17 protein-coding genes are annotated in these 23,441 nt (G+C 46.5%); 9 read left to right on the top strand and 8 right to left on the bottom strand.

The features are described from left to right. The first annotated feature begins 1 nt into the window (after position 1). Positions 2 to 4,465 carry a chromosome partition protein MukB gene (gene mukB, locus V1U08_RS09840; protein WP_330470555.1) on the top strand — a complete coding sequence of 1,488 codons (4,464 nt, stop codon included), beginning with the start codon at positions 2 to 4 and terminating at the stop codon, positions 4,463 to 4,465. 72 nt (positions 4,466 to 4,537) lie between these two features. Here the strand turns inward: mukB and V1U08_RS09835 are convergent, their stop codons facing one another. After that, the gene (locus V1U08_RS09835) at positions 4,538 to 5,581 is read right to left on the bottom strand and encodes an AraC family transcriptional regulator (protein WP_330470521.1); all 1,044 of its coding nucleotides are present in this window, start codon (positions 5,579 to 5,581) and stop codon (positions 4,538 to 4,540) included. A 165-nt stretch (positions 5,582 to 5,746) separates the two neighbouring features. On the opposite strand from V1U08_RS09835, the gene V1U08_RS09830 reads away from it, so the two are divergent. Both V1U08_RS09830 and V1U08_RS09825 read left to right on the top strand, forming a co-directional pair. Continuing rightward, on the top strand, positions 5,747 to 7,240 hold the full coding sequence (locus V1U08_RS09830; RefSeq protein WP_330470520.1) for a coniferyl aldehyde dehydrogenase: 1,494 nt from the start codon (positions 5,747 to 5,749) through the stop codon (positions 7,238 to 7,240). A 173-nt stretch (positions 7,241 to 7,413) separates the two neighbouring features. Then, entirely contained in the window at positions 7,414 to 9,054 is a 1,641-nt protein-coding gene (locus tag V1U08_RS09825; protein ID WP_330470519.1) for a GMC family oxidoreductase, read from the top strand. Positions 9,055 to 9,158: 104 nt separating this feature from the next. Here the strand turns inward: V1U08_RS09825 and V1U08_RS09820 are convergent, their stop codons facing one another. From V1U08_RS09820 to V1U08_RS09790, 7 genes are all read right to left on the bottom strand, one after another. After that, entirely contained in the window at positions 9,159 to 9,311 is a 153-nt protein-coding gene (locus tag V1U08_RS09820; RefSeq protein ID WP_330470518.1) for a hypothetical protein, read from the bottom strand. 239 nt (positions 9,312 to 9,550) lie between these two features. Beyond that, positions 9,551 to 10,519: an alpha-L-glutamate ligase-like protein gene (locus V1U08_RS09815; protein WP_014231346.1), complete on the bottom strand. Its 969-nt coding sequence runs from the start codon at positions 10,517 to 10,519 to the stop codon at positions 9,551 to 9,553. 3 nt (positions 10,520 to 10,522) lie between these two features. Further along, positions 10,523 to 12,028 (bottom strand): inactive transglutaminase family protein, encoded by a 1,506-nt coding sequence (locus tag V1U08_RS09810; protein WP_020332889.1) that lies wholly within the window; start codon positions 12,026 to 12,028, stop codon positions 10,523 to 10,525. 17 nt (positions 12,029 to 12,045) lie between these two features. Beyond that, positions 12,046 to 12,786, bottom strand: coding sequence for an ATP-dependent zinc protease family protein (locus V1U08_RS09805; RefSeq protein WP_020332890.1), 741 nt, complete (start codon positions 12,784 to 12,786; stop codon positions 12,046 to 12,048). 220 nt (positions 12,787 to 13,006) lie between these two features. Further along, positions 13,007 to 13,978, bottom strand: coding sequence for a tRNA 5-methoxyuridine(34)/uridine 5-oxyacetic acid(34) synthase CmoB (cmoB, locus tag V1U08_RS09800; protein WP_014231349.1), 972 nt, complete (start codon positions 13,976 to 13,978; stop codon positions 13,007 to 13,009). A 73-nt stretch (positions 13,979 to 14,051) separates the two neighbouring features. Next, entirely contained in the window at positions 14,052 to 14,789 is a 738-nt protein-coding gene (gene cmoA / locus V1U08_RS09795; protein ID WP_014231350.1) for a carboxy-S-adenosyl-L-methionine synthase CmoA, read from the bottom strand. A 120-nt stretch (positions 14,790 to 14,909) separates the two neighbouring features. Further along, positions 14,910 to 15,776 carry a DUF72 domain-containing protein gene (locus tag V1U08_RS09790; RefSeq protein ID WP_330470517.1) on the bottom strand — a complete coding sequence of 289 codons (867 nt, stop codon included), beginning with the start codon at positions 15,774 to 15,776 and terminating at the stop codon, positions 14,910 to 14,912. A 272-nt stretch (positions 15,777 to 16,048) separates the two neighbouring features. On the opposite strand from V1U08_RS09790, the gene aspS reads away from it, so the two are divergent. From aspS to cydB, 6 genes are all read left to right on the top strand, one after another. Continuing rightward, on the top strand, positions 16,049 to 17,827 hold the full coding sequence (aspS, locus tag V1U08_RS09785; RefSeq protein WP_014231352.1) for an aspartate--tRNA ligase: 1,779 nt from the start codon (positions 16,049 to 16,051) through the stop codon (positions 17,825 to 17,827). Between the two features lie 108 nt (positions 17,828 to 17,935). Beyond that, on the top strand, positions 17,936 to 18,457 hold the full coding sequence (gene ruvC, locus V1U08_RS09780; RefSeq protein WP_065296611.1) for a crossover junction endodeoxyribonuclease RuvC: 522 nt from the start codon (positions 17,936 to 17,938) through the stop codon (positions 18,455 to 18,457). 67 nt (positions 18,458 to 18,524) lie between these two features. After that, a complete protein-coding gene (ruvA, locus tag V1U08_RS09775; protein ID WP_065296612.1) occupies positions 18,525 to 19,139 on the top strand; it encodes a Holliday junction branch migration protein RuvA in 615 nt (204 codons plus the stop codon). 89 nt (positions 19,140 to 19,228) lie between these two features. Further along, the gene (gene ruvB / locus V1U08_RS09770; RefSeq protein WP_065296613.1) at positions 19,229 to 20,233 is read left to right on the top strand and encodes a Holliday junction branch migration DNA helicase RuvB; all 1,005 of its coding nucleotides are present in this window, start codon (positions 19,229 to 19,231) and stop codon (positions 20,231 to 20,233) included. Between the two features lie 462 nt (positions 20,234 to 20,695). Beyond that, complete coding sequence (cydA, locus tag V1U08_RS09765) at positions 20,696 to 22,282, top strand: cytochrome ubiquinol oxidase subunit I (protein ID WP_014231356.1); 1,587 nt, start codon at positions 20,696 to 20,698, stop codon at positions 22,280 to 22,282. Positions 22,283 to 22,299: 17 nt separating this feature from the next. Beyond that, on the top strand, positions 22,300 to 23,436 hold the full coding sequence (gene cydB, locus V1U08_RS09760) for a cytochrome d ubiquinol oxidase subunit II (RefSeq protein WP_020332892.1): 1,137 nt from the start codon (positions 22,300 to 22,302) through the stop codon (positions 23,434 to 23,436). The last annotated feature ends 5 nt before the right edge of the window (positions 23,437 to 23,441 follow it).

The following is a 23,441-nucleotide window of genomic DNA, read 5'->3' as shown; positions in this document are numbered from 1 at the left end:
CATGATTGAACGCGGTAAATATCAATCGCTGACCATGGTCAACTGGAACGGTTTCTTTGCCCGTACTTTTGATATCGATGGTCTGGTTACGACGCTTTCTGGTGGTAACGGTGCAGGTAAATCAACCACGATGGCGGCGTTTATCACCGCTTTGATTCCTGACCAAACATTACTTCATTTCCGTAACACCACAGAAGCGGGCAGTAGCCAATCGTCTCGCGATAAAGGTTTGTACGGTAAGTTGCAACCAGGCGCGTGTTATGCGGCGCTGGATGTGGTTAACTCACGTAACCAACGTTTACTATTTGCAGTAAAGCTGCAGCAAGTCGCGGGTCGTGATAAGAAAGTAGACATCAAACCGTTTGTTATTCAAGGCCTTCCTAGCCATGTGAAACCGACGGATGTTCTTGTTGAGAGCGTTTCTGCCACACAAGCTCGTGTGCGTCAGATCAACGAAGTTAAAGACGTAATCTCAGAGTTTGAAGGCGTTCAATTTAAAGCCTTTTCATCTATCGTCGATTACCATGCGCAAATGTTTGAGTTCGGTGTGATTCCGAAGAAGCTGCGCAACTCAGGTGACCGCTCAAAATTCTACCGTCTGATTGAAGCATCACTTTACGGTGGTATTTCGAGTGCGATTACTCGCTCGCTGCGTGACTACCTTCTGCCACAAAACGGTGGCGTGAAGAAAGCCTTCCAAGATATGGAATCCGCGCTGCGCGAAAACCGCATGACGTTAGAAGCGATCAAAACCACGCAGGCTGACCGTGACTTATTCAAACATTTGATCACCGAGTCTACCAACTACGTGGCTGCAGACTACATGCGTCACGCCAACGATCGTCGCAACAAGCTAGAACAAACGTTGTCTCTGCGTTCTGAGCTATTTGGCTCTCGCGAGACCTTGATTGAGCAAAATAATTTGCTTAACCGCGTGCAAGAAGAGCTTGAGCTGCTGATTGACTCAGAGTCGGCGCTAGAGCAAGACTACCAAGCCGCGTCGGATCACTTGCAACTGGTGCAAAATGCACTGCGTCAGCAAGAGAAGATCGAACGTTACCAGGAAGATCTGGAAGAGCTCAGCGAACGTCTTGAAGAACAGATGATGGTCGTTGAAGAAGCTCAAGAACGCGTGATGAACGCTGAAGAGCAAGCGACCGTTTCTGAAGAAGAAGTCGATAGTCTTAAAACGCAACTTGCCGATTACCAGCAAGCGCTGGACGTTCAGCAAACACGTGCTCTTCAATACCAGCAAGCGGTTCAGGCACTGGATAAAGCGAAGCAGTTACTGGGTGATGACAGCCTAACTGCTGAGTCAGCGCAAGCGTTAGTGGCTGAACTTAAGAACAAAGAAACAGAAAGCACCAATGCGGTACTGTCTGTTAAGCACAAGCTGGACATGTCATCGGCAGCTGCGGAGCAGTTCGAAACGGCGCTGAAGCTAGTACAAAGCATCGTTGGCCAAGTTGAGCGTAAAGATGCGTCTGAACAGGCGAAAAAAGTCATCGCTAAAGCGCGTGACTCACAGCAAATCGCACAGAATGAGCAACAGTGGCGAGCACAACATCGCGATCTTGAGCGCAGCTTAAATCAGCAGCGTCAGGCAAATGAGTTGGTGTCCGATTACAAGAAGCAATTCCATGTTGAACTGACCGACGAAATCACCTTCGAGCAGGAGCGTGAGCGTCACGCGATGCAAATTGAATCGCTGGAATTGACGCAAGAAGACGTGCGTGAACAACGCAGCGAACAGCGTCGACTAGAACAGGATTCTGCAGCAGAAATCAAAAAACTTGAAGCCATTGCACCAACGTGGATTGCAGCCAATGATGCATTGGAGAAGCTGCGTGAGCAAAGCGGTGTTGAGCTAGAAGAACGTCATGCAGTAATGAGCCATATGCAGGTGGTTCTTGAGCAAGAGAAAGAACAGTCTCTGGCAAAAGACAAACTGGCTGAACGTCGTTCTCAACTAGAAAATGAAATCGAACGTCTTGCATCACCGGGTGGTTCTAATGATCCCCGCCTTAAAGGTCTGGCTGACACGCTGGGTGGTGTATTACTTTCGGAAATCTATGACGACATTACCATCGATGACGCGCCTTACTTCAGTGCGATGTATGGCCCAGCGCGCCACGCCATTGTGGTTTCAGATTTGTCCGGCATCGAAGAGAAATTGGTTGAGCTGGACGACTGTCCGGAAGATTTGTACATCATTGAAGGCGACATTGATGCCTTTGATGACAGCTCATTCGACGCAGAAGAGCTAGAAGGCGCAGTATGCGTTCGTATGAACGATCGTCAAATGCGTTACTCACGCTTCCCGGAAATCCCACTGTTTGGCCGTGCGGCACGCGAGCAACGTTTAGAGCTGCTGCGTAACCAACGTGAAGAAGTGGTTGAGAAGCATGCCAAGGCGGCATTCGACTCGCAGAAAATGCAGCGTTTGTACCAAGCGTTCAACCAGTTTGTGGCTCATCACATTCAGGTTGCGTTTGAAGCTGATCCTGAACAAGCATTGGCAAAGGTACGTGAAAAGCGTAACCAAATCGCACGTGTACTGGCTGATTTGGAAGCAAAAGAACAACAGCAACGTTCTCAGCTTCAAACCAGCAAGCAAGCTCTGTCTTCACTGGACAAACTTGCACCAAACATGGCACTGATTGAAGACGACACACTTCAAGCCCGTTTTGATGAGCTGGAAGAGAAAATCTCGCAACTGTCAGAAGCAAAATCGTTCCTCAACCAACACGCGAAAGCCGTGACTGAGCTTGAGAAAGTTGTTTCAGCTCTGGATGCAGACCCAGAGCAGTTTGATGCGCTTGAGGCCGAATACAAGGCGGCTGACGAGCAGCTTCAGGAATTGAAGAAACAAATTTTCGCGTTGTCCGATTTAGTTGAACGTCGTCACTACTTTGCGTACTCAGATTCGGTCGATCTGCTGAACAAGAGCAGCGAGTTGAGCGAGCAGCTAAAAGCGAAGCTGGTTCAGGCTGAGCAAATGCGTACTCGTTCTCGTGAAGCGCTGAAACAAGCGCAAGGTCAGATGAACCAGTACAACCAAGTATTGGCTTCGCTGAAAAGCTCGCACCAAGCGAAACTGGAAACCGTTCAGGAATTCAAACAGGAGCTGCAAGAGTTTGGTGTTAATGCGGATGAAGGCGCAGAAGAGCGTGCAATGCGTCGTCGTGACGAGCTGCACGAGCGTTTACACTCATCACGCAGCCGTAAGAGTGAATACGAGCGCACCATCACTTCGACTGAACTAGAGATGAAAGGTCTGGCGAAGCGTCTGAAGAAAGTTCAGAAAGAGTACGCTGAGCTTCGCACTTTTGTCGTAGCCGCAAAAGCAGGCTGGTGTTCGGTACTTCGTTTAGCGCGTGAAAACGATGTTGAGCGTCGTCTTCACAAACGCGAACTGGCGTACATGTCTGCTGACGAACTTCGTTCGATGTCGGATAAATCGTTGGGTGCGCTGCGTCTCGCGGTTGCGAACAATGACGACCTGCGTGATTCACTGCGTCTTTCGGAAGATAACTCACGTCCTGAGCGTAAAGTTCTGTTCTACATTGCTGTTTACCAGCATCTTCGCGAGCGTATTCGTCAGGACATCATCCGTACCGATGATCCGGTAGAAGCAATCGAAGAGATGGAAGTGGAGCTGGCGCGTCTGACAGAAGAGCTTACTCAACGTGAAAACCGTCTGGCAATCAGTTCTGAGTCTGCAGCAAGCATCATTAAGAAGACGATTCAGCGTGAGCAAAACCGTATTCGTATGCTGAACCAAGGCTTGTCGAACATCTCGTTTGGTCAGGTGAAAGGGGTTCGTTTGAACGTGAAGATCCGCGAAAGCCACGAAGTGCTATTGCATGGTCTTTCTTCTCAGCAGGAGCAACATAAAGACCTGTTTGAGTCTTCACGCTTTACTTTCTCAGAGGCGATGGCGAAGCTGTTCCAACGTGTAAACCCACATATCGATATGGGTCAACGTTCTCCGCAGGTTCTTGGTGAAGAGTTACTTGATTACCGTAACTACCTGGAACTAAGCGTGGAAGTGAACCGTGGTTCAGAGGGTTGGCTACAGGCTGAGTCTGGCGCGCTATCTACTGGTGAGGCGATCGGTACTGGTCAGTCAATCCTGCTGATGGTGGTGCAAAGTTGGGAAGAAGAATCACGACGTCTGCGTAGTAAAGACATCATTCCTTGTCGTCTGTTGTTCCTTGATGAGGCTGCGCGTCTGGATGCGAGATCTATCTCGACACTATTCGAACTGTGTGACCGTCTGGATATGCAGCTTCTGATTGCAGCGCCAGAAAACATCAGCCCGGAGAAAGGCACAACCTACAAACTGGTGCGTAAGGTGTTTAAAGATCACGAGCATGTACACGTTGTGGGTCTGCGCGGCTTCGGTAAGACAGATAAGCCGAAGAGCGAAGCTCAGGAAATGGCAGAAGAGTTTGAATCTTAATCTTCCGTTTTGAAGTTAAATGCCCGCTAACGATAGCGGGCATTTTTTATAGTTAAGTCAGCAGCGCTTTAATTAAACCTGCGTTTTTTCTATAGAAGCGGTTTGCCGATATTGCCTTGGCGAACAGCCACTCCATTTTCGAAAGGCATGACGGAAGTTTGCACTGTCCGAAAAACCGACACGTTCGGAGATATCTTCAATACTGATTTGGGTAGATGCAAGGTAATGCCGTGCGAGATGAAAGCGGACTTGATCGAGAATTTGCTGATAGCTGGTATTTTCCTGCTTAAGATGACGACTTAATGTTCTTGACGACATTCCCAGCTCGGCTGACAGCGTTTCCACAGAAGGGTAGTTACCCGGACGCTCAATAAATATTTGGGTTATTTTGTCTTTTAAGCCGTTACTGCCACTGACTTTTGCCAGCATCTCATCGCAAGATTTAAGACACATTTGTAATGTGATGGGGTTCGCGGCAGGCAGTGGTTGGTAAATACTCTGCGCATCAAATTGCCATTCTAACCGATCGCTATCGAACTCGATGTCACAATGAAATACTTGTTTATATAACGCGCTGTACTCAGGCTCAGGATAAGGAAAGCGAATGACTTTGGACGGGAATGGGTGCTGCATGACTTCTTCGCATAGGTTCTGGATGGTAGAAAACCAGTATTCGCAGCAAAATGGCAACATGGACTGAAGGTCAATTAATTGTTCTGCACGGAAATAACCTAAGTTGTCTTCAACCCACATCTTCTTTTTCAGAACTGGCCCCGCGAGACGCAGATACTTAAACCCCATCACTAACGCATCAAATAGTGTGTTACTGCTCAACACTGCATAGCCGAGTACCCCAAAATCACTGAACTTGGCTTGTTGACCCATACTAAGCCCTAAACTTGGTTCTTTTGAGTGGCTAAGGGCGTTACTGAAGATCATTAGCTTTTGCGTCAGGGTGATATGAGTATCTGGTGCGTAAAGCTGAGAAGCACTGATACCGCTGCCATCAAGTAGCGTTTCGACACTGACACTGGGCTCTAAGTAACGCCTAAGTAGCTGTAAATCTAAAATGCCGAAAGCTTGTGTATCTGGCTCATAAACCGCGGTGTATTCCATCGTTTCTCCCTCTACGTTCGATATAATCCTAACTGGTCTGACCGAGGCTTTCTGTCAGGTTGTTCTCAAAGTTGTCCGAATATCACCGGTTTTTGTCATTTTGTAACCTGTGATTAATGTTATCAAAATGTTGTAATTCAATAAATCGCATGGTGGGAGAAAAATATGAATATGCTGGCAAAGCATGATGAGACGGTTGATAACAACCAAAACATGGATGCGCCTGAAAACCTAAATTCCAGCGAACTGGCTACCTGGTTCGCTGAACTCAGAACTGCCTATCAAGCGGAGCCGTTAGCAACGTTAGCTGTTAGGAAGCAGCGGCTAGTGGATTTAAAAAGGCAACTTTCTCGCTATCAGAATGTTTTAGCGGAAGCAATGAATGAAGACTTTGGCGGACGCAGTCACACAGAGTCAATCATGGCTGATGTTCTTGCTCCGATTCTTGATATCAACCATGTGCTCCGTCACCTGAAAAGCTGGATGAAGCCAAGCAGACGACCAACAGAATGGTTGTTTAAAGGCAATAAGCTTGAAGTCCGTTATCAGCCGAAAGGCGTGGTAGGTATTATCTGTCCGTGGAATTTCCCTATTTACCTGTCGATTGGACCAATGATTACCGCATTAGCTGCTGGTAACCGCTGCATGATCAAAATGCCACCAAATTGCCCTGCGACGACAAAACAGCTACGCCGCATGTTAGCGGAGATTTACCCGGAGAACTTGGTGCGCGTTGTCGACGGCACGCATCCTGAAGCAATGGAAATATCCCACCTTCCATTTGATCATTTGGTCTTCACCGGATCGCCAAAAAGTGGCAGAACCATCATGGCAAATGCTGCTGCCAATTTAACTCCGGTAACGCTTGAACTAGGTGGTAAATCGCCTGCGATAGTATTTGAAGATTACGATGTTAAAAAAGCGGCGGCACGCCTTGCACACGGTAAGGGGATGAACTCGGGACAAATTTGCATCGCCCCGGATTACGCTTTTGTACCGGAGGGTAAACAGCAAGAGTTTGTCGAAGCACTAAAGGCTGCTCACCAATCCATGTATGGCGAGATTAAAGCGAATCAGGACTATACCGCGCTCGTGGATGATGCACAGCATAAGCGATTCCATGACTTATTGAATGATGCAAAAGAAAAGGGCGCTGAGATTACGCAATGTCTGGACGGTGGAGAAGGACGTAAAACGCCGCTCTATATCGCGACCAACCTGACACCAGATATGCGTATTTGTCAGGAAGAGATCTTTGGCCCGTTGCTTCCTGTTCATACCTATCAATCCATTGAAGAAGTAATTCAATACATTACTGACAAACCACGTCCTCTGGCTTGCTACCTGTTTACTAACGATGAGACGCAGCGTGAAACCGTGCTGACACAGACTCATAGTGGTGGCGTCACATTGAATGACTGGGGCTGGCATGTTCTCAATCACTCGGTGCCGTTTGGTGGGGTAGGTAATTCAGGGATAGGGAATTACCACGGTGAAGAAGGGTTCAGAGAGTTGAGTCATGCACGTTCTGTATTGCAAATGCGAGACTGGTTTCCAGTTCAGCTCTTTTCACCTCCATACGGAAGTTGGGTACAAAAGCTGATACTGCGTGTTTTTGTCGGCAAGCCGGACCCGCGATTAAAGAAAAAAAATAGCTGACACCGCGCCTCACTTAGTACGTTTGTAATGACCTAATCAATTCAAGGATGAAATATGACGAAATCAGCGAAAGGATTACGCATTTGCGTGTTGCGTCTTTCTTCAAGTGGCATGACTTACCTGCATCAATGGCAAGAGAGTACCGCTCATTTACTGTCTATGGGAGGCCGGTAATGGAAAGCTACGATTACATTATTGTCGGTGGTGGATCTGCTGGTAGCGTTTTAGCTTCGCGTTTATCTGAAGATCCTGAGGTGACGGTTTGTCTGTTAGAGGCTGGTGGCAAAGACAACAGTGCGTTTATTCAGACCCCTGTCGGCACGGTGGCTATGCTGCCGACCAAGTTACATAACTGGGGTTTTGAAACGGTGCCACAAACCGGATTAAATGGTCGTAAAGGTTATCAACCGAGAGGAAAAGCGTTAGGTGGTTCGAGCTCGATTAATGCCATGATGTACTCGAGAGGGAACCGGTATGATTACGACTTATGGGCAAGTCTAGGTAATACTGGCTGGAGCTACGACGAATGTTTACCGTATTTCAAAAAAGCGGAAAACAACGAGGTTCACCACAATGAATATCATGGTCAGGGCGGGCCTTTGAATGTCACTGACTTGCGCTCTCCGAGTAAGCTTGTTGAGCGATATTTGTCGGCCTGTGAGTCCATCGGTGTTCCCCGCAGTGCAGATATTAATGGCGCACAACAGTTTGGCGCAACTTACACGCAAGTGACTCAACGAGATGGTGAGCGATGCAGCGCAGCAAAAGCGTATCTGACACCACACTTAAGCCGGACAAATCTTACGGTGCTGACCAAAGCCACCACGCATAAGGTTCTGTTTGAAGGAAAGCGTGCGGTTGGCGTCGAATACGGTTTGAAAGGGAAGCGTTTCCAAATTAAATGCAATCGTGAAGTGATTTTATCGGCGGGTGCATTTGGTTCTCCACAAATCTTGCTCTTATCTGGTATTGGAGCCAAAGCTGATCTCGATAAGCACAATATTGATCAAGTTCATGAGTTACAGGGTGTTGGCGAAAACTTACAAGACCATATTGATTTGGTACACAGCTACAAATGCCTTGATAAGAGAGAGTCTTTCGGCGTCTCGCTACGAATGGTTTCTGAAATGGGTAAAGCGTTGCCTCAGTGGATGAACCAGCGTAGTGGCAAAATGAGCAGTAACTTTGCTGAAGGAATTGGCTTTCTTTACTCTGATGACAATATTGATGTGCCTGATTTGGAGTTCGTCTTTGTGGTGGGAGTGGTTGATGATCATGCACGTAAGATCCACCTCAGCCACGGTTATAGCTCTCACGTTACGCTACTAAGGCCAAAAAGTAAGGGAACCGTCAAACTTAAAAGTGCTGACCCTTATGACGCGCCGCTGATTGATCCTGCCTTTTTAAACCACCCGGATGATATCGGCATCATGATCAAAGCGTGGAAGAAGCAACACCAGATGATGGAAAGTCAGGCATTTAATGACGTTCGAGGTGATAATTTTTATCCGGTTGATGTTGACGATGATCATGCCATTGAGCAGGATATCCGTAACCGGGCTGATACCCAATACCACCCCGTGGGTACGTGTAAAATGGGAACGGCGGATGATCCTCTGGCGGTGGTGGATAAGGATTTAATCGTCCATGGGTTAGAAGGGCTAAGAGTGGTTGACGCTTCGATAATGCCAACGCTTATCGGTGGAAACACCAATGCACCTACTATCATGATTGCGGAAAAAATCTCCGATCAAATCAAGTCACAATATGCCGAATATTCTGAGTCTGAAACGAGGATATCTAAGGTTGGGTAGGCCGCTAGGAAAATAACTGGTGCTAAAGCCAAAATAAAAAAGCCGAGACAGTAGGACGGCAGTCTCGGCTTTTTGAGCATTTAGCTTTATACAAAGGCTAGATGCTACTCCTCTGAAACGTCTTTTTTAACTTCGAGCATTTCAGCAAGCTCTTCAAGTGCCTGGATAGAAATCTCTGACAAGCGTTGTAGATGCTGGTCTAGAGTCTCATGGTCAACAAGCGATGGTTCTTTATTATTTGTCTCTTTTGTTAGCATGTCTCAACCTCATAAGTTGAGTTAGGGGAGCTATTATAATACTCAAGATGTTGAGTATTAAAAAAACGTTCTATGTTTAATTTGTTAGATAGATCATTGATTGAGGCTAGCGCTTTCGCGCTTTAAATTGAAAACGAGCTATATCGCTCAAATATGAAAGGTGACCTAGCAATCAGAGGAATTTATGCTATTTGCACTCACTGAACCACATGTTAGAGGTCCAGTGAGCAAAAGTGATATCAGAATTGCGGTTTAACACCGAACTGCGCTGCTGCGTAGGCGACGCGCTCTTTCGGTTTAGGGTATTCAGCAGGAGTACCAAGGCTTTCGATATGTTTTAAACGAGGCAGTAAACCCATGCCATTCGCGATTTGAATAGCCAGGCCCGGACGCGCATTGAGCTCTAAAACCATCGGCCCTTCTTCTTTGTCCAGCACCATATCTGTGCCCATGTAGCCTAGACCTGTCATTTCCCAAGCACTAGAAGCCAGTTCAAGCAAGCGCTCCCAATGTGGAACTTCCAGCGTTGAAAGGTCTTTTCCCGTATCAGGGTGGTGAGTGACAGGTTGGTCAAATTGTACAGCTCTGATCGCTTTACCCGTGGCGATATCAATACCCACACCCACAGCGCCTTGGTGAAGGTTCGCTTTACCATCAGAGGCCGCAGTCGAACAACGCATCATCGCCATTACAGGGTAGCCTTTAAATACAATGATTCGAACATCCGGCACACCTTCATAACTGAAACCATCAAAGCAGTCATCAAACTTGATCAGGTTCTCAACGACGGCAACATCGTTTTTACCACCAAGAGAAAATAGCCCGGCAAGCGCGTTACTGATGTGGCGCTCTACTTCTTCTTTGCCAATGGTTGCACCTGAAGGCTTGGTGTATACGCCATCTTTGTGTGAGGTGATAACTAAAATACCTTTACCACCACTACCTTGAGCAGGCTTAATTACAAAGCCTGGCCACTCTTTAACCATGTTGTGTATGGTTTTTACTTCAGCTTGGTTATGAATGACGCCGATGAGGGCAGGGACGGTCGCCCCTGCTGCCTGAGCGATGATTTTAGTTTTCAGCTTGTCATCCACTAAAGGATATTTGGAACGATCATTGTAGCGACCAATATAGCTATGGTTGCGCTTGTTCATCCCCATAATACCTTTATGGCGAAGTTTTGCTGGCGTGGTATAACGTTCAAACATCGTTTAATCCTCCGCTAGCGGTTTGAAACGACGAAGTTCTGTCAAGCGGTAACCAGTGTACGTACCAAGTAGTAGAATCCCTGCCAGAACGATCAGCTGAAGACCGATAAAGTTAAACGTCAGATGTTGGATATATGAGTTGGTCATGGCCAAATAAACCAGTACTGCGGTAAGTAGTGAGCCACCACCTTGCATCGCCACTTCTTTCGCCCCTTCTTCTTCCCACAGAATCGACATACGTTCGATGGTCCATGACAAGATGATCATCGGGAAGAAGGTAATCGTCAGACCTTCTGTCAGACCGATCTTAAATGCGACGACAGTGAATACCGAGATGATCATGATTACCGTGATGATAACCGCCGATATTCGAGCGACCAGAAGTAAATTAAGTCGCGACAGATAGCTTCGGATAATCAAGCCCGTACCGACAATCAGCAAGAAGCCGACAATACCAGTAATCAATTGCGTTTGGACGAAGGCGACCGCAATCAGAACTGGCATGAAGGTACCTGATGTTTTCAGGCCGATAATCACGCGCAGGAATACCACAATCAGTGCGCCAATTGGGATCAGCATGATGGTCTTAAACATAGCTTGTTCTTCAAGTGGCAAGCTATGAATAGAAATGTTCATCAGGCCATCTGCTTCAATCTTGTTGTTGGTGGCCTGTTGAGGAGTCATATCCTGCTTGATCATTGAGAAATGAACTTGGCTATTATTGCCGCCAACTAAATCGAGCAGCGATACGTTGGATTCATCCCAAACCAACAGGTTAGGTTGCACGGCCTTTTGCTCTGAGTTTGGAGAGAACAGAACCCAGTCTTTACCAGACCACACTTGTACCATTGGTTGAATGGTTTGGCGTCGGCGTCCATCTTCCAGCTCAATAACACCCACTATTTTGCTTTGTACACCTGCTGAGAGAAGGATATTGTGTAACGCATCGGTACGGTCAAAATCGTTCAGTAGCAGCGCAGAGTTTTGACTGTCTGGATCGTTCAATGTTTTGATCAGTTCACGTGCAAATGTCACGTTGTCCGCAGAGCGGCTCATTGCTCGCTCAATCAGTGCGTTTGCTGCGGCCTGTTGCGGAGCTGAAAGCGTTGGAGGAGTAATCTCATCTGCTGGTGGGAGAGGCGTAACCTGAGCTTGAGGGTCCACCAGAAATTGTGCTTTGTAGTAGATGGTCTGAGGACCGCGAGCCTGACGTATTGACCATTCTGCGCGACGTCCGGAGTCTGAGTTGATGTAAGAGACCCCATAACCAGAAGAAGAAGCGGATTCGCCGATAAGTGTGTAACCACTTTGAGTATGAGGGGCGGCAAGGGAAGCTTTTACTTCGTTGCCGTTAGCGTTGAATTCTATACGAGCTTCTACATCCCATACCTGACGCGTTTCACCTGGAGTCCATGGCACGCCATAATTTTGGTGTCTGAAAACACTCAAAGCGATGCCCGCAACCACCAATAAAATGACGGATACGTAAAACGGTATTTTTGACGTCATAATCTACCTTATTATTCTTAGTTTTCTTCTGTTTGAATATATGTGCGGCTAACATCGACCAACGCGATGTCGCGAATAAATTCTCTACCTAGTAAAATAGGATGGTTCATATGGGAACGATCTGCCAACGTAAATTGCGCTTTTTCATGGATTTTCCCAACTTTGACCCACAGTTCGACAACGGCTCTGCGATCAAGATCATCTGCCGTGGATTGACGTATCTTCACGTAGCGCAGGACAGGAGCTTCAATCCAAATATTCTTTTCTTCTTCAGACTTTGTATTGTCGGCCAAATGAAAGCGAACCCAGTTTTTTCCGTTTCTTTCAAACTCTTTAATATCGATAGCGTTTAAAGACGAAGTGGCTGCGCCAGTATCGACTCGAGCATCGAACGTCTGCTTGATAGAATCTATGGTCACTTTCTCAATTGAACCGAGAATAATGTTATGTGTTGGCGTCTGTTCTACAGGGGTAGGAGCCTGAACGATGATAGGATCTTTTGGCTTTTTGACTTCGGCCATGGCTTCGTCACGGAATGTACGAAGCTCGCCTTTTAGTGTCGTCACTTCGCCTTCAAGGTTGTCGATATGGTTCGATTGGTTACTGAGCTGCTGCTCCAGAGTAGCAATACGATTATTGACATTCGTTTCTGAGGATTGGATAGCGGCTAACGTTTCTTGGTGGTACTGTTCGCCTTTGGTAAGTGTGCATCCAGATAGCAAGACGATGGCAACAACCGGAGTCAATCGTAATAACATTGAAAACCTTGGGATGGATTAAGTTGTTTGATTTTTAAGAGTTTAGCTTATATCAACAAAGCCTCACAAGTAAGAATGTTTCTCTATCTCTTATAGAGTGAGGAATAGTGACGAAAAGCTTAGAATCAAGGGTGCGAACCACACCCTTGAAGAGATAAGATGAGAGGGTAATGTCTTAATAGAAGCAGTGAGTTAGAGCAATGTCAGAAATCTAAGTTAATTATGATTTACGAGCCACAAGCACTGCACGGCGCGGCGCTGGGTAGCCTTCCACTGTTTTACTCGGATCGTTTGGATCTAGGTAGTCTGGTAGTGAATTGTGAGTCATCCAGTCTGTTGTGCGTTGCTCACCTACCGTAGTCACATTCTCATCTACGATACGGACATCTTCAAAGCCAACCAGCTCTAACCACACTTTGAGTGCTTTTGCTGAAGGGAAGAAATATACGTTACGCATCTGAGCGTAGCGAGATGTCGGTACAAGAACGGCGTTTTCGTCACCCTCAATCACTAGGGTTTCTAATACAAGCTCACCACCCGAAACCAGCTGGTCTTTGAGCTGAATTAGATGGTCAAGCGGAGAACGGCGGTGATACAGAACACCCATACTAAATACCGTATCGAACGCTTCTAGTTTTGGTAGTTGCTCAATACCCAATGGCAGCAGGTGCGCTCGCTGATCGCCGCCCATTAGTTTGCGGATCGCTTCAAACTGGATCAGGAACAGGTGGGAAGGATCAATGCCAACACAAAGACGAGCGCCTTCACCAAGCATGCGCCACATGTGGTAGCCATTACCACAGCCGACATCGAGCACACTGCGGTTCTTTAGCGGTGAGATATGTGGAAGAACACGATCCCATTTCCAGTCACTGCGCCACTCGGTATCAATGTGAATACCATGCACTGTGTACGGCCCTTTGCGCCATGGATGGAATGTACGCAGCAAATTTTCTAGTTTTTTCAATTCACCTTCATGAAAAGGTGTGTCATTGCTGATGGTGACTGAGTTTTTAATGTCAACCTGATTCGGTGAGCCCTCAGGAATTTTGTTCAGTGCTTTCAACCAGCGACCAAAGTCACCGTGCTCTGCATTTTGCCAGTCCGTTAGCTGTTGTGGTAACACGTTTAGCCACGGTTGAAGACGCGTGTCTTGGGCAATTAATTGATAGAAATTTGCAAAGTTAAACATAATTAGTTAATCGCTGAGTTGATGGTGTAAAAGTAAATTGAGTTTGAGTTCGAATGTTTACTTATCCGAATGGTTACTTAATTGCAAACATAGAGCCGAAGTTAAAGCACTGGAACCAGACGTCATAGCTAGAGAATCCAATTTTTGCGAAACGTTCTTTATGGTCTTTCTTAGAATCCGGACGCATTACATTTTCGATTGCGCTGCGTTTTTGGCTGATTTCCAGCTCGCTGTAGCCATTTGCACGTTTAAAGTCGTGGTGAAGGTCAATCAATAGTTCATTAGACACTTCATCTTCAAAGACGAATTTTTCAGACAGAATCAGAATGCCGCCAGGGCGCAGACCAGCGTAGATTTTCTCTAACAACGTGTAGCGATCTTCTGGAGAAAGAAACTGAAGTGTGAAGTTCAGGACGACTACCGAAGCGTTTTCAATTTCGATATTACGAATATCTTGTTCAACGACTTCTACTGGTGTGTCGCTGCGGTATGCGTTTACGTGAAGCTTACAACGTTCGACCATGGCTGGAGAGTTATCGACAGCGATGATTTTACAACCTTCTTGTTTAATATGGCGGCGCATTGAAAGTGTCGCTGCACCTAAAGAACACCCAAGGTCATAAATGTTGGAGTGCGGCTTAACAAAGCGTTCAGCCAGCATGCCAATCGCAGAAATGATGTTGCTGTAACCCGGCACCGAGCGTTGAATCATGTCAGGAAAGACTTCCGCTACGCGTTCATCAAACGTGAAATCCCCAATTTTATCGATTGGAGCCGAAAAAATAGTATCTGGATTGCTCTTAGGGTTCATAACCATATCTCTGCATACAAGCTGACGGGACTATATAGTCTTCAAAAAACGTCAGACATCAAAAAAGGCGCGTATTTTATGAGAAATTCGCGCCTCTGTCATGCATTGCTTTAGATTGCATCAGAACATCTGTAACTGGGAGTTGCCATCATTGGCAGGGAAGGGCTCCAAATCAGGGAGCGTAATGTGCTTTTGTAGATTCTTATAAATGTTTGCAGCCAGTTCTGGTGCGATGATGTTGTCGGCGGTATGGATCATCACATAAGGCTGTTTACCTTCATTGATCCACTGTGAAAGTTTGCTCAGCCAAGGCTTAAAAAAGTCATAATTCTGCTGTTCCTCCGGGTGGCCGATAAAGCGGATCATCGGGTGGGCAGCAGTGGCAATTGCGTGTACTGGCACTTTGGGCTTTTTCATCTGAGCATCGATGATCGCTTCACTATTTGGTTTAGCTGCAAACACAGGTCGGCTGTCCATGATGATTCGGTCGATGCCATTTTCTATCAGCCATTGATTGAGCGCTCGCTCATCATCACCTTTGGAGAAAAACGCCATATGACGCACTTCTACACCAAGAGGGAAGTTCGGTGGAAAGCTGGCGCAGAACTTTTTTAAACGGTCGAGGTATTCAGGACCAAAAGCGGCTGGCAACTGGATTGTCCACTGACCGACTCGCTCATGGAGCGGTTCCATCACTTTCATAAAGTCACGCAACTGCTCATCACATCCTCTAAGCATTTGTTGGTGAGTAATGGCTTTTGGTAGCTTAAAGGTAAACTTGAAATCGTCGTGCGTTGCTGATTTCCAGTTTTGAACAGTACTAAGTGACGGTGTCGCATAAAAGGTGGTATTGCCTTCTACAGTATGGAATACCTGTGCGTACTTCTCTAAACGCTCAGCAGGCTTTGTGCCACTACCATAGAAGCTTTGTTGCCACAGGTTATGTGACCACATGGTTAGTCCAAGTCGAAGGGGTAAGTTATCCATTATTCTTCTTTACATTTAATCCTGCGATCACTTTACGAGAGTTTTGCTGAAATAGGTAATTTCACGTTATAATCAGCAGCAATTTTTTCGCTCTGGTGCGGTTTTGAACAGTTGTAGTACTAAAAAGCACCAATGAATGATAAAACACACTTAATTGTACGCTGAGTAGTCGATTTTCATAGACTTTCAGCGTATAACTGAATCTTTACTCTGCTTGGCAATGAAGCCGACAGAGCGTAGTCAACAACTTTTGAGAGATTGGGAATTTCATTATGCGTACCCATTACTGTGGTCACCTGAACAAGTCCCTTGCAGGACAAACTGTAGAACTTTGCGGCTGGGTTAACCGTCGCCGTGATTTAGGCGGTCTTATTTTTATCGATATGCGAGATCGTGAAGGCATCGTTCAGGTAGTTGTAGATCCAGATATGGCGGATGCGTATGAAGTGGCTAACACACTTCGTAATGAATTCTGTATCAAACTAACGGGTGAAGTTCGTGTTCGTCCAGAAAGCCAAGTAAACAAAGACATGGCAACCGGTGAAGTTGAGATCCTTGCGAAAGGTCTTGAAATCATCAACCGTTCTGACGTTCTGCCTCTAGACTTCAACCAAAAGAACTCTGAAGAGCAGCGTCTGAAGTACCGTTACCTGGACCTACGTCGTCCAGAAATGAGTGACCGCATCAAGCTACGTGCTAAAGCGTCTAGCTTTGTTCGTCGTTTCCTAGACGACAACGGCTTCCTGGACATCGAAACACCAGTACTAACTAAAGCGACGCCAGAAGGTGCTCGTGACTACCTAGTACCAAGCCGTGTTCATAAGGGCAGTTTCTACGCGCTTCCTCAGTCTCCACAGCTATTTAAACAGCTGTTAATGATGTCTGGTTTTGACCGTTACTACCAAATCGTTAAGTGTTTCCGTGACGAAGACTTGCGTGCTGACCGTCAGCCAGAATTCACTCAGATCGATATCGAAACGTCATTCATGACGGCTGATCAAGTACGTGAAGTGACTGAAAACATGGTTCGCGATATGTGGCAAGAGCTACTAAACGTAGACCTGGGTCAGTTCCCAGTAATGCCGTTTGCGGAAGCAATTCGTCGTTTCGGCTCTGACAAACCAGACCTACGTAACCCACTAGAGCTAGTAGACGTTGCTGATCTTGTAAAAGACGTAGACTTCAAAGTGTTCTCTGGTCCGGCAAACGACGAGAAAGGTCGTGTTGCGGTAATTCGTGTACCTGGCGGTGCGTCTCTGACTCGTAAGCAAATCGACGGTTACGCTGAGTTCGTTGGTATCTACGGCGCGAAAGGTCTGGCGTGGATGAAGGTTAACGACCGCGCTGCAGGGGTGGAAGGTATCCAGTCTCCAGTAGCTAAGTTCCTAAACGAAGACGTGATCAACGGTATTCTAGACCGCACTCAAGCAGAATCTGGCGATATCATCCTATTTGGTGCTGACAAAGCAGGCATCGTTGCAGAAGCGCTAGGTGCACTACGTCTGAAACTAGGTAAAGATTTAGAACTAACGGACGAGTCTGCATGGGCACCTCTATGGGTTGTTGATTTCCCAATGTTCGAAGAAGATGACGAAGGCAACTTACACGCAATGCATCACCCGTTCACGGCACCTCTTGGTGTTAATGCGGAAGAGCTAAAAGCGAACCCAGCGGCAGCGAACTCAAACGCATACGACATGGTTCTAAACGGCTACGAAGTGGGCGGCGGTTCTGTACGTATCCACAACGCAGAAATGCAGGCTGCAGTGTTCGATATCCTAGGTATCGATGCTGACGAGCAACGACTAAAATTCGGCTTCCTTCTAGACGCACTGAAGTTCGGTACGCCTCCACACGCAGGTCTTGCATTCGGTCTAGACCGTCTGGTTATGCTGCTATGTGGTACTGAGAACATCCGTGATGTTATCGCGTTCCCTAAAACAACAGCAGCAGCGTGTCTACTGACAGACGCACCAAGCATTGCAAACCCTGCAGCGCTAGAAGAGTTGGCAGTTGCGGTAACAGTAGCAAAAGAAAAAGACGCAGAATAAGCGCACAACAATTGAAGAAAAACTCCCGCAATTGCGGGAGTTTTTGTTTTAATGAAATATATTCTAATAAGTCTAATAAATTTAATGAGTTGTTGATTAGGAAACTTAATGTCAATTATTTTGGGCATTGACCCAGGCTCACGTATTACCGGTTACGGTGTCATCCGCCAGCAAGGCCGCCATTTGCAATATCTTGGCAGCGGCTGTATCCGCATGTCTGAAAAAGAGCTCCCAGGGCGACTCAGACAAATTTATGCTGGTGTTACGGAAATCATTACTCAGTTTCAGCCAGATGTCTTCGCTATCGAACAAGTTTTTATGGCGAAAAACGCTGATTCTGCGCTAAAACTGGGACAGGCTCGAGGCAGTGCAATCGTAGCGGCAGTAAATGCGGATTTACCTGTTTATGAATACGCCGCACGCCTGATTAAACAGGCCGTTGTGGGGACAGGCGGTGCAGATAAAACTCAGGTCCAGCACATGGTCCAACATATGTTGAAGCTGCCAGCAAAACCGCAAGCCGATGCGGCCGATGCCTTGGGTGTGGCAATCTGTCATGCCAATACCAACAAAACGCTAGTGGCTTTGGCAGGAAAGGCAACCAGCGCACGAAAAGGGCGCTACCGGTAAAATTAACTGGATGTCTATCCAGTTCTTTATTATCCTGTCGCAAATTCATTTCCAAAGAGTATTTATCGTGATTGGACGTCTTCGCGGCACCTTGCTAGAAAAGCAACCTCCTGAAGTTTTAATTGAAGTTAACGGCATTGGTTATGAAGTTCAGATGCCAATGAGCTGTTTCTACGAGCTGCCAAACATCGGCGAAGAAGCCATCATTTATACTCATTTTGTTGTTCGCGAAGATGCTCAGCTGCTTTACGGTTTCAATACCGTAAAAGAGCGTGCGTTGTTCCGTGAAGTGATTAAAGCAAACGGCGTGGGTCCTAAATTGGGCTTGGGCATTTTGTCTGGTATGACAGCAAGTCAGTTTGTTACATGCGTTGAACGAGAGGATGTTTCAACACTCGTTAAGCTGCCGGGCGTTGGTAAGAAAACGGCTGAGCGCCTTGTGGTTGAAATGAAAGACCGTCTGAAAGGGTGGGGTGCTGGTGATCTCTTTACCCCATTTACCGATGCCGCACCAGCAGATTCCGCAACGGCTGCATCTAACAACGCAGAAGAAGAGGCGGTGAGTGCACTGCTTGCTCTAGGTTACAAACCAACGCAAGCCTCGAAAGTCGTGTCTCAAATCGCGAAACCGGATATGAACAGCGAGCAGCTGATTCGTGAAGCGCTAAAATCAATGGTGTAACGCCAGTCCGAAGGTAACAGTTTGCCGATTGCAATAAGTTGCTTAAGGTAATCTATTCTCTCAGGTAACCATTTTTTCAAGGTAACAAGATGATTGAAGCTGATCGTTTAATCGCTCCAGAAAACCCGGCGTTTAGGGAAGAAGACGTCATTGACCGCGCAATCCGTCCGAAAAAGTTAGAAGACTACCAAGGTCAGGATCACGTTCGAGGCCAGATGGAGATCTTTATTAAAGCGGCACAGCTGCGTAATGAAGCGTTAGATCACCTGTTGATTTTTGGTCCTCCTGGCTTGGGTAAAACCACACTCGCCAATATCGTTGCTAACGAAATGGAAGTGAACATTCGTACCACTTCAGGTCCAGTGCTGGAAAAAGCAGGGGACTTAGCCGCGCTGCTCACCAACTTAGAAGAAAACGATGTTCTCTTTATCGATGAAATCCACCGCTTGAGCCCAATGGTTGAAGAGGTGCTTTATCCCGCGATGGAAGACTACCAGCTAGATATTATGATTGGTGAAGGTCCGGCAGCTCGCTCAATTAAAATCGATTTGCCGCCATTTACCTTAATCGGGGCGACAACGCGTGCTGGTTCACTGACGTCACCATTACGCGACCGTTTTGGTATCACTCAGCGTCTTGAGTTTTATAAGATTAAAGACCTGCAGGACATTGTTCAGCGTAGTGCGGATTGTTTAGGTCTCTCTATGGACCCGGAAGGGGCTTTAGAAGTCGCACGTCGTGCTCGTGGCACACCTCGTATCGCAAACCGTTTATTACGTCGTGTGCGTGATTATGCAGAAGTAAAAGGCAATGGTCACATCTGTGCTGATGTCGCTGATAAAGCGCTTAACATGCTTGATGTTGATGCTCAGGGCTTCGACTATATGGACCGTAAACTTCTCCTCGCGATTATGGAGAAGTTTGGTGGAGGTCCCGTTGGCTTAGATAATATGGCAGCGGCTATTGGTGAAGAAAAAGACACCATAGAAGACGTGCTGGAACCTTATCTGATTCAACAAGGTTATTTACAACGAACACCACGGGGTAGAATTGCCACTGATCGGGCTTATCTCCACTTTGGAATCGAAAAATAGAAAGTAAAAAGGCTGGGCAAATTGCTCAGCCTTTTTGCTTTTAGTGATCTATATCTCATTTATTGAATTTCTTTAATTCCTTTTTAGTTAACAGAAAGGTTCTAGTTGTTGCGTTAATGTTTGCCTGTAGCCCGTTATTTACTCCCCTGATTACCCAGCCTTAACATTTGCGTCAGGTGTTGTTTGATTTGCGTCAAGGTGATGGATTTTTGTCCACGTTCTGTGCATAAATATTGATGTGTATCAAAGCGCATTCTGGCTATAAATCTTTTGAAACAATGTGTTTTTACAAGTAATATTAGCCACAGCTATATTAGCTGATGCTTAACAATTAACTAACCAACGAAGTACATTTTCGCAACAAAAAGTTGTGACAATTCAACATATTTCATGTGTGAATAACACTTGATTATGGATTGCAATATGTAGAGAGTGTCATTCAGCCGACACATAGGAGTTACCATGATTGACGTAGTTGATCTATCGCGGTTGCAGTTTGCACTAACAGCGATGTATCACTTCCTATTCGTACCATTGACCCTTGGTATGGCCTTCCTACTGGCCATTATGGAGTCGTTGTACGTAATGACGAATAAGCAAATCTATAAGGACATGACCAAGTTCTGGGGCAAGCTGTTCGGTATTAACTTTGCACTTGGTGTGGCTACCGGCCTTACCATGGAGTTCCAGTTTGGTACTAACTGGTCGTATTACTCGCACTACGTAGGTGACATCTTTGGTGCACCACTCGCCATCGAAGCACTGGTTGCGTTCTTCCTGGAGTCAACGTTTGTAGGCTTATTCTTCTTCGGGTGGGATCGACTGTCTAAACGTCAACACTTAGCGGTAACTTGGCTGGTGGCTTTAGGTTCTAACTTCTCAGCACTGTGGATTCTGATTGCGAACGGCTGGATGCAAAACCCAGTTGGCGCGGAATTCAACTTCGAAACCATGCGAATGGAAATGGTGAGTTTTGCTGAAGTTGTGTTTAACCCAGTTGCTCAGGTTAAATTCGTTCACACGGTAGCTTCTGGTTACACCTGTGGCGCAATGTTTGTTCTAGGCATCAGTTCATACTACCTATTAAAAGGTCGTGACGTGGCGTTCGCTCGTCGTTCATTTGCTATCGCCGCTTCATTCGGTATGGCAGCAATTCTTTCTACTATCGTTCTTGGTGACGAATCAGGCTATGAGCTTGGTGAAGTTCAGAAAGTGAAGCTTGCTGCAGTAGAAGCTGAATGGCACACAGAACCAGCACCGGCTGCGTTCACGCTGTTTGGTATTCCTAACCAAGAAGACATGCATACTGACTACGCAATTAAGATCCCTTACGTAATGGGTATTATTGCAACTCGTTCTATCGATAAGGAAGTAACGGGCTTACGTGACCTGCATGATCAACACTTAGAGCGTATCCGTACGGGTATGTACGCGTACGAGCTGCTAGAGAAGCTTCGTGCGGGTGATAAGTCTGAAGAGAACATGGCTGCGTTCGATGAAGTGAAAGGTGACCTAGGTTACGGTCTACTTCTAAAACGCTACACAGAAAATGTTGTTGATGCGACAGAAGAGCAGATTCAAGCAGCAGCGGATGACTCTATCCCAACCGTGTGGCCGCTATTCTGGTCATTCCGTATCATGGTTGCGTGTGGCTTCATCATGCTATTCGTATTCGGCTTGGCGTTCATCCAAACGTGTCGTCAGAAGATTACACAGAAGAAATGGCTGCTTAAAGCTGCGCTATTCAGTATTCCACTTCCATGGATTGCTATCGAAGCAGGTTGGTTTGTTGCGGAGTTTGGTCGTCAACCATGGGCGGTTGGTGAGATTCTCCCAGTACACGTTGCAGCTTCAGCACTGACAGCCGGTGAAATCTTGACTTCACTATTCGCGATTCTGGCGCTTTACACTGCATTCTTGATTGCAGAAGTTTACTTAATGGTGAAATTCGCTCGTAAAGGTCCAAGTAGTCTGAAAACTGGACGTTACCACTTCGAGCAAAACGCTGACTCTGTTGAAGACAAAGTTAGTCGCCAAGTAGAAGCGTAAGACAAGGAGACAACAAGATGTTTGATTACGAAATCTTGCGATTCATCTGGTGGGTACTGATCGGTGTTCTACTAGTTGGTTTTGCAGTAACAGATGGATTCGATATGGGTGTAGGCGCGCTTGTACCTGTTATCGGTAAAAGCGACACACAACGTCGTGTCATGATTAACTCAATCGCCCCACACTGGGATGGTAACCAAGTTTGGCTTATCACTGCGGGTGGTGCATTGTTTGCAGCTTGGCCTCTTGTTTACGCAACGTCATTCTCTGGTTTCTACCTGGCGATGATCTTGACGCTTGCAGCGCTGTGGCTACGTCCTCTTGGTCTGGACTACCGTTCGAAAATTGAAGATCCAAAATGGCGCAGAAACTGGGACATTTGTATCTCAATCAGTGGCTTTGTACCGCCAATTATCTTCGGTGTAGCTTTTGGTAACCTTCTACAAGGTGTTCCATTCCAATTGAGTGACTTCCTGATGCCAACGTATCACGGTTCATTCTTTGGCCTGCTAAACCCATTCGCGTTGCTGTGTGGCCTAGTAAGCTTGTTCATGATTCTGATGCAAGGTTCAAGCTGGCTACAGATGAAGACTACTGGCGAAGTGCATACTCGTGCGCGTAACGTCGCTCAGCTTACTGGTCTGCTAACCGTGGTAACGTTTGTTGTTGCTGGTTTCTGGGTTCAGAACATTGAAGGCTACGTAATTGTTGGTGGTATTGATACCAATGCAGCGTCTAACCCTCTGAACAAAGAGGTGATTCGTGAAGCAGGTGCGTGGATGAAGAACTTTGAAACCCACCCACTGCTATGGGCTGCACCAGTACTAGGTGTTGCGATGCCACTGCTGACTGTACTGGCTTCTCGCCTTGAAAAGTGTGCGACTTCGTTCATCACTTCAAGCCTTGGTGTTGCGGGTATTATCTTTACTGCTGGCTTTGCGATGTTCCCATTCATTATGCCGTCAGATCTAGTGCCTAGCCATAGCTTGACGATGTGGGATGCTACTTCATCTGAGCTGACGCTTAACCTAATGACAGGTGTTGCGTTTGTTATGGTACCAATCATTCTGGGTTACACGTCTTGGACTTACTACAAGATGTTCGGCCGCTTGGATGATAAGTACATTGAAGACAACAAAAACTCACTTTACTAAGGAGC

Origin of the sequence: Vibrio sp. YYF0003, from assembly GCF_036350715.1 — a bacterium.
Lineage (GTDB): Bacteria > Pseudomonadota > Gammaproteobacteria > Enterobacterales > Vibrionaceae > Vibrio > Vibrio natriegens.
This window is presented reverse-complemented; position numbering and strand designations above follow the sequence as displayed.

Bases quoted from the DNA above. Each gene is read 5' to 3' on its own strand.
- mukB (WP_330470555.1), top strand. From the start codon at position 2: ATGATTGAACGCGGTAAATATCAATCGCTGACCATGGTCAACTGGAAC.
- V1U08_RS09835 (WP_330470521.1), bottom strand. From the start codon at position 5,581: ATGGAATACACCGCGGTTTATGAGCCAGATACACAAGCTTTCGGCATT.
- V1U08_RS09830 (WP_330470520.1), top strand. From the start codon at position 5,747: ATGAATATGCTGGCAAAGCATGATGAGACGGTTGATAACAACCAAAAC.
- V1U08_RS09825 (WP_330470519.1), top strand. From the start codon at position 7,414: ATGGAAAGCTACGATTACATTATTGTCGGTGGTGGATCTGCTGGTAGC.
- V1U08_RS09820 (WP_330470518.1), bottom strand. From the start codon at position 9,311: ATGCTAACAAAAGAGACAAATAATAAAGAACCATCGCTTGTTGACCAT.
- V1U08_RS09815 (WP_014231346.1), bottom strand. From the start codon at position 10,519: ATGTTTGAACGTTATACCACGCCAGCAAAACTTCGCCATAAAGGTATT.
- V1U08_RS09810 (WP_020332889.1), bottom strand. From the start codon at position 12,028: ATGACGTCAAAAATACCGTTTTACGTATCCGTCATTTTATTGGTGGTT.
- V1U08_RS09805 (WP_020332890.1), bottom strand. From the start codon at position 12,786: ATGTTATTACGATTGACTCCGGTTGTTGCCATCGTCTTGCTATCTGGA.
- cmoB (WP_014231349.1), bottom strand. From the start codon at position 13,978: ATGTTTAACTTTGCAAATTTCTATCAATTAATTGCCCAAGACACGCGT.
- cmoA (WP_014231350.1), bottom strand. From the start codon at position 14,789: ATGAACCCTAAGAGCAATCCAGATACTATTTTTTCGGCTCCAATCGAT.
- V1U08_RS09790 (WP_330470517.1), bottom strand. From the start codon at position 15,776: ATGGATAACTTACCCCTTCGACTTGGACTAACCATGTGGTCACATAAC.
- aspS (WP_014231352.1), top strand. From the start codon at position 16,049: ATGCGTACCCATTACTGTGGTCACCTGAACAAGTCCCTTGCAGGACAA.
- ruvC (WP_065296611.1), top strand. From the start codon at position 17,936: ATGTCAATTATTTTGGGCATTGACCCAGGCTCACGTATTACCGGTTAC.
- ruvB (WP_065296613.1), top strand. From the start codon at position 19,229: ATGATTGAAGCTGATCGTTTAATCGCTCCAGAAAACCCGGCGTTTAGG.
- cydA (WP_014231356.1), top strand. From the start codon at position 20,696: ATGATTGACGTAGTTGATCTATCGCGGTTGCAGTTTGCACTAACAGCG.
- cydB (WP_020332892.1), top strand. From the start codon at position 22,300: ATGTTTGATTACGAAATCTTGCGATTCATCTGGTGGGTACTGATCGGT.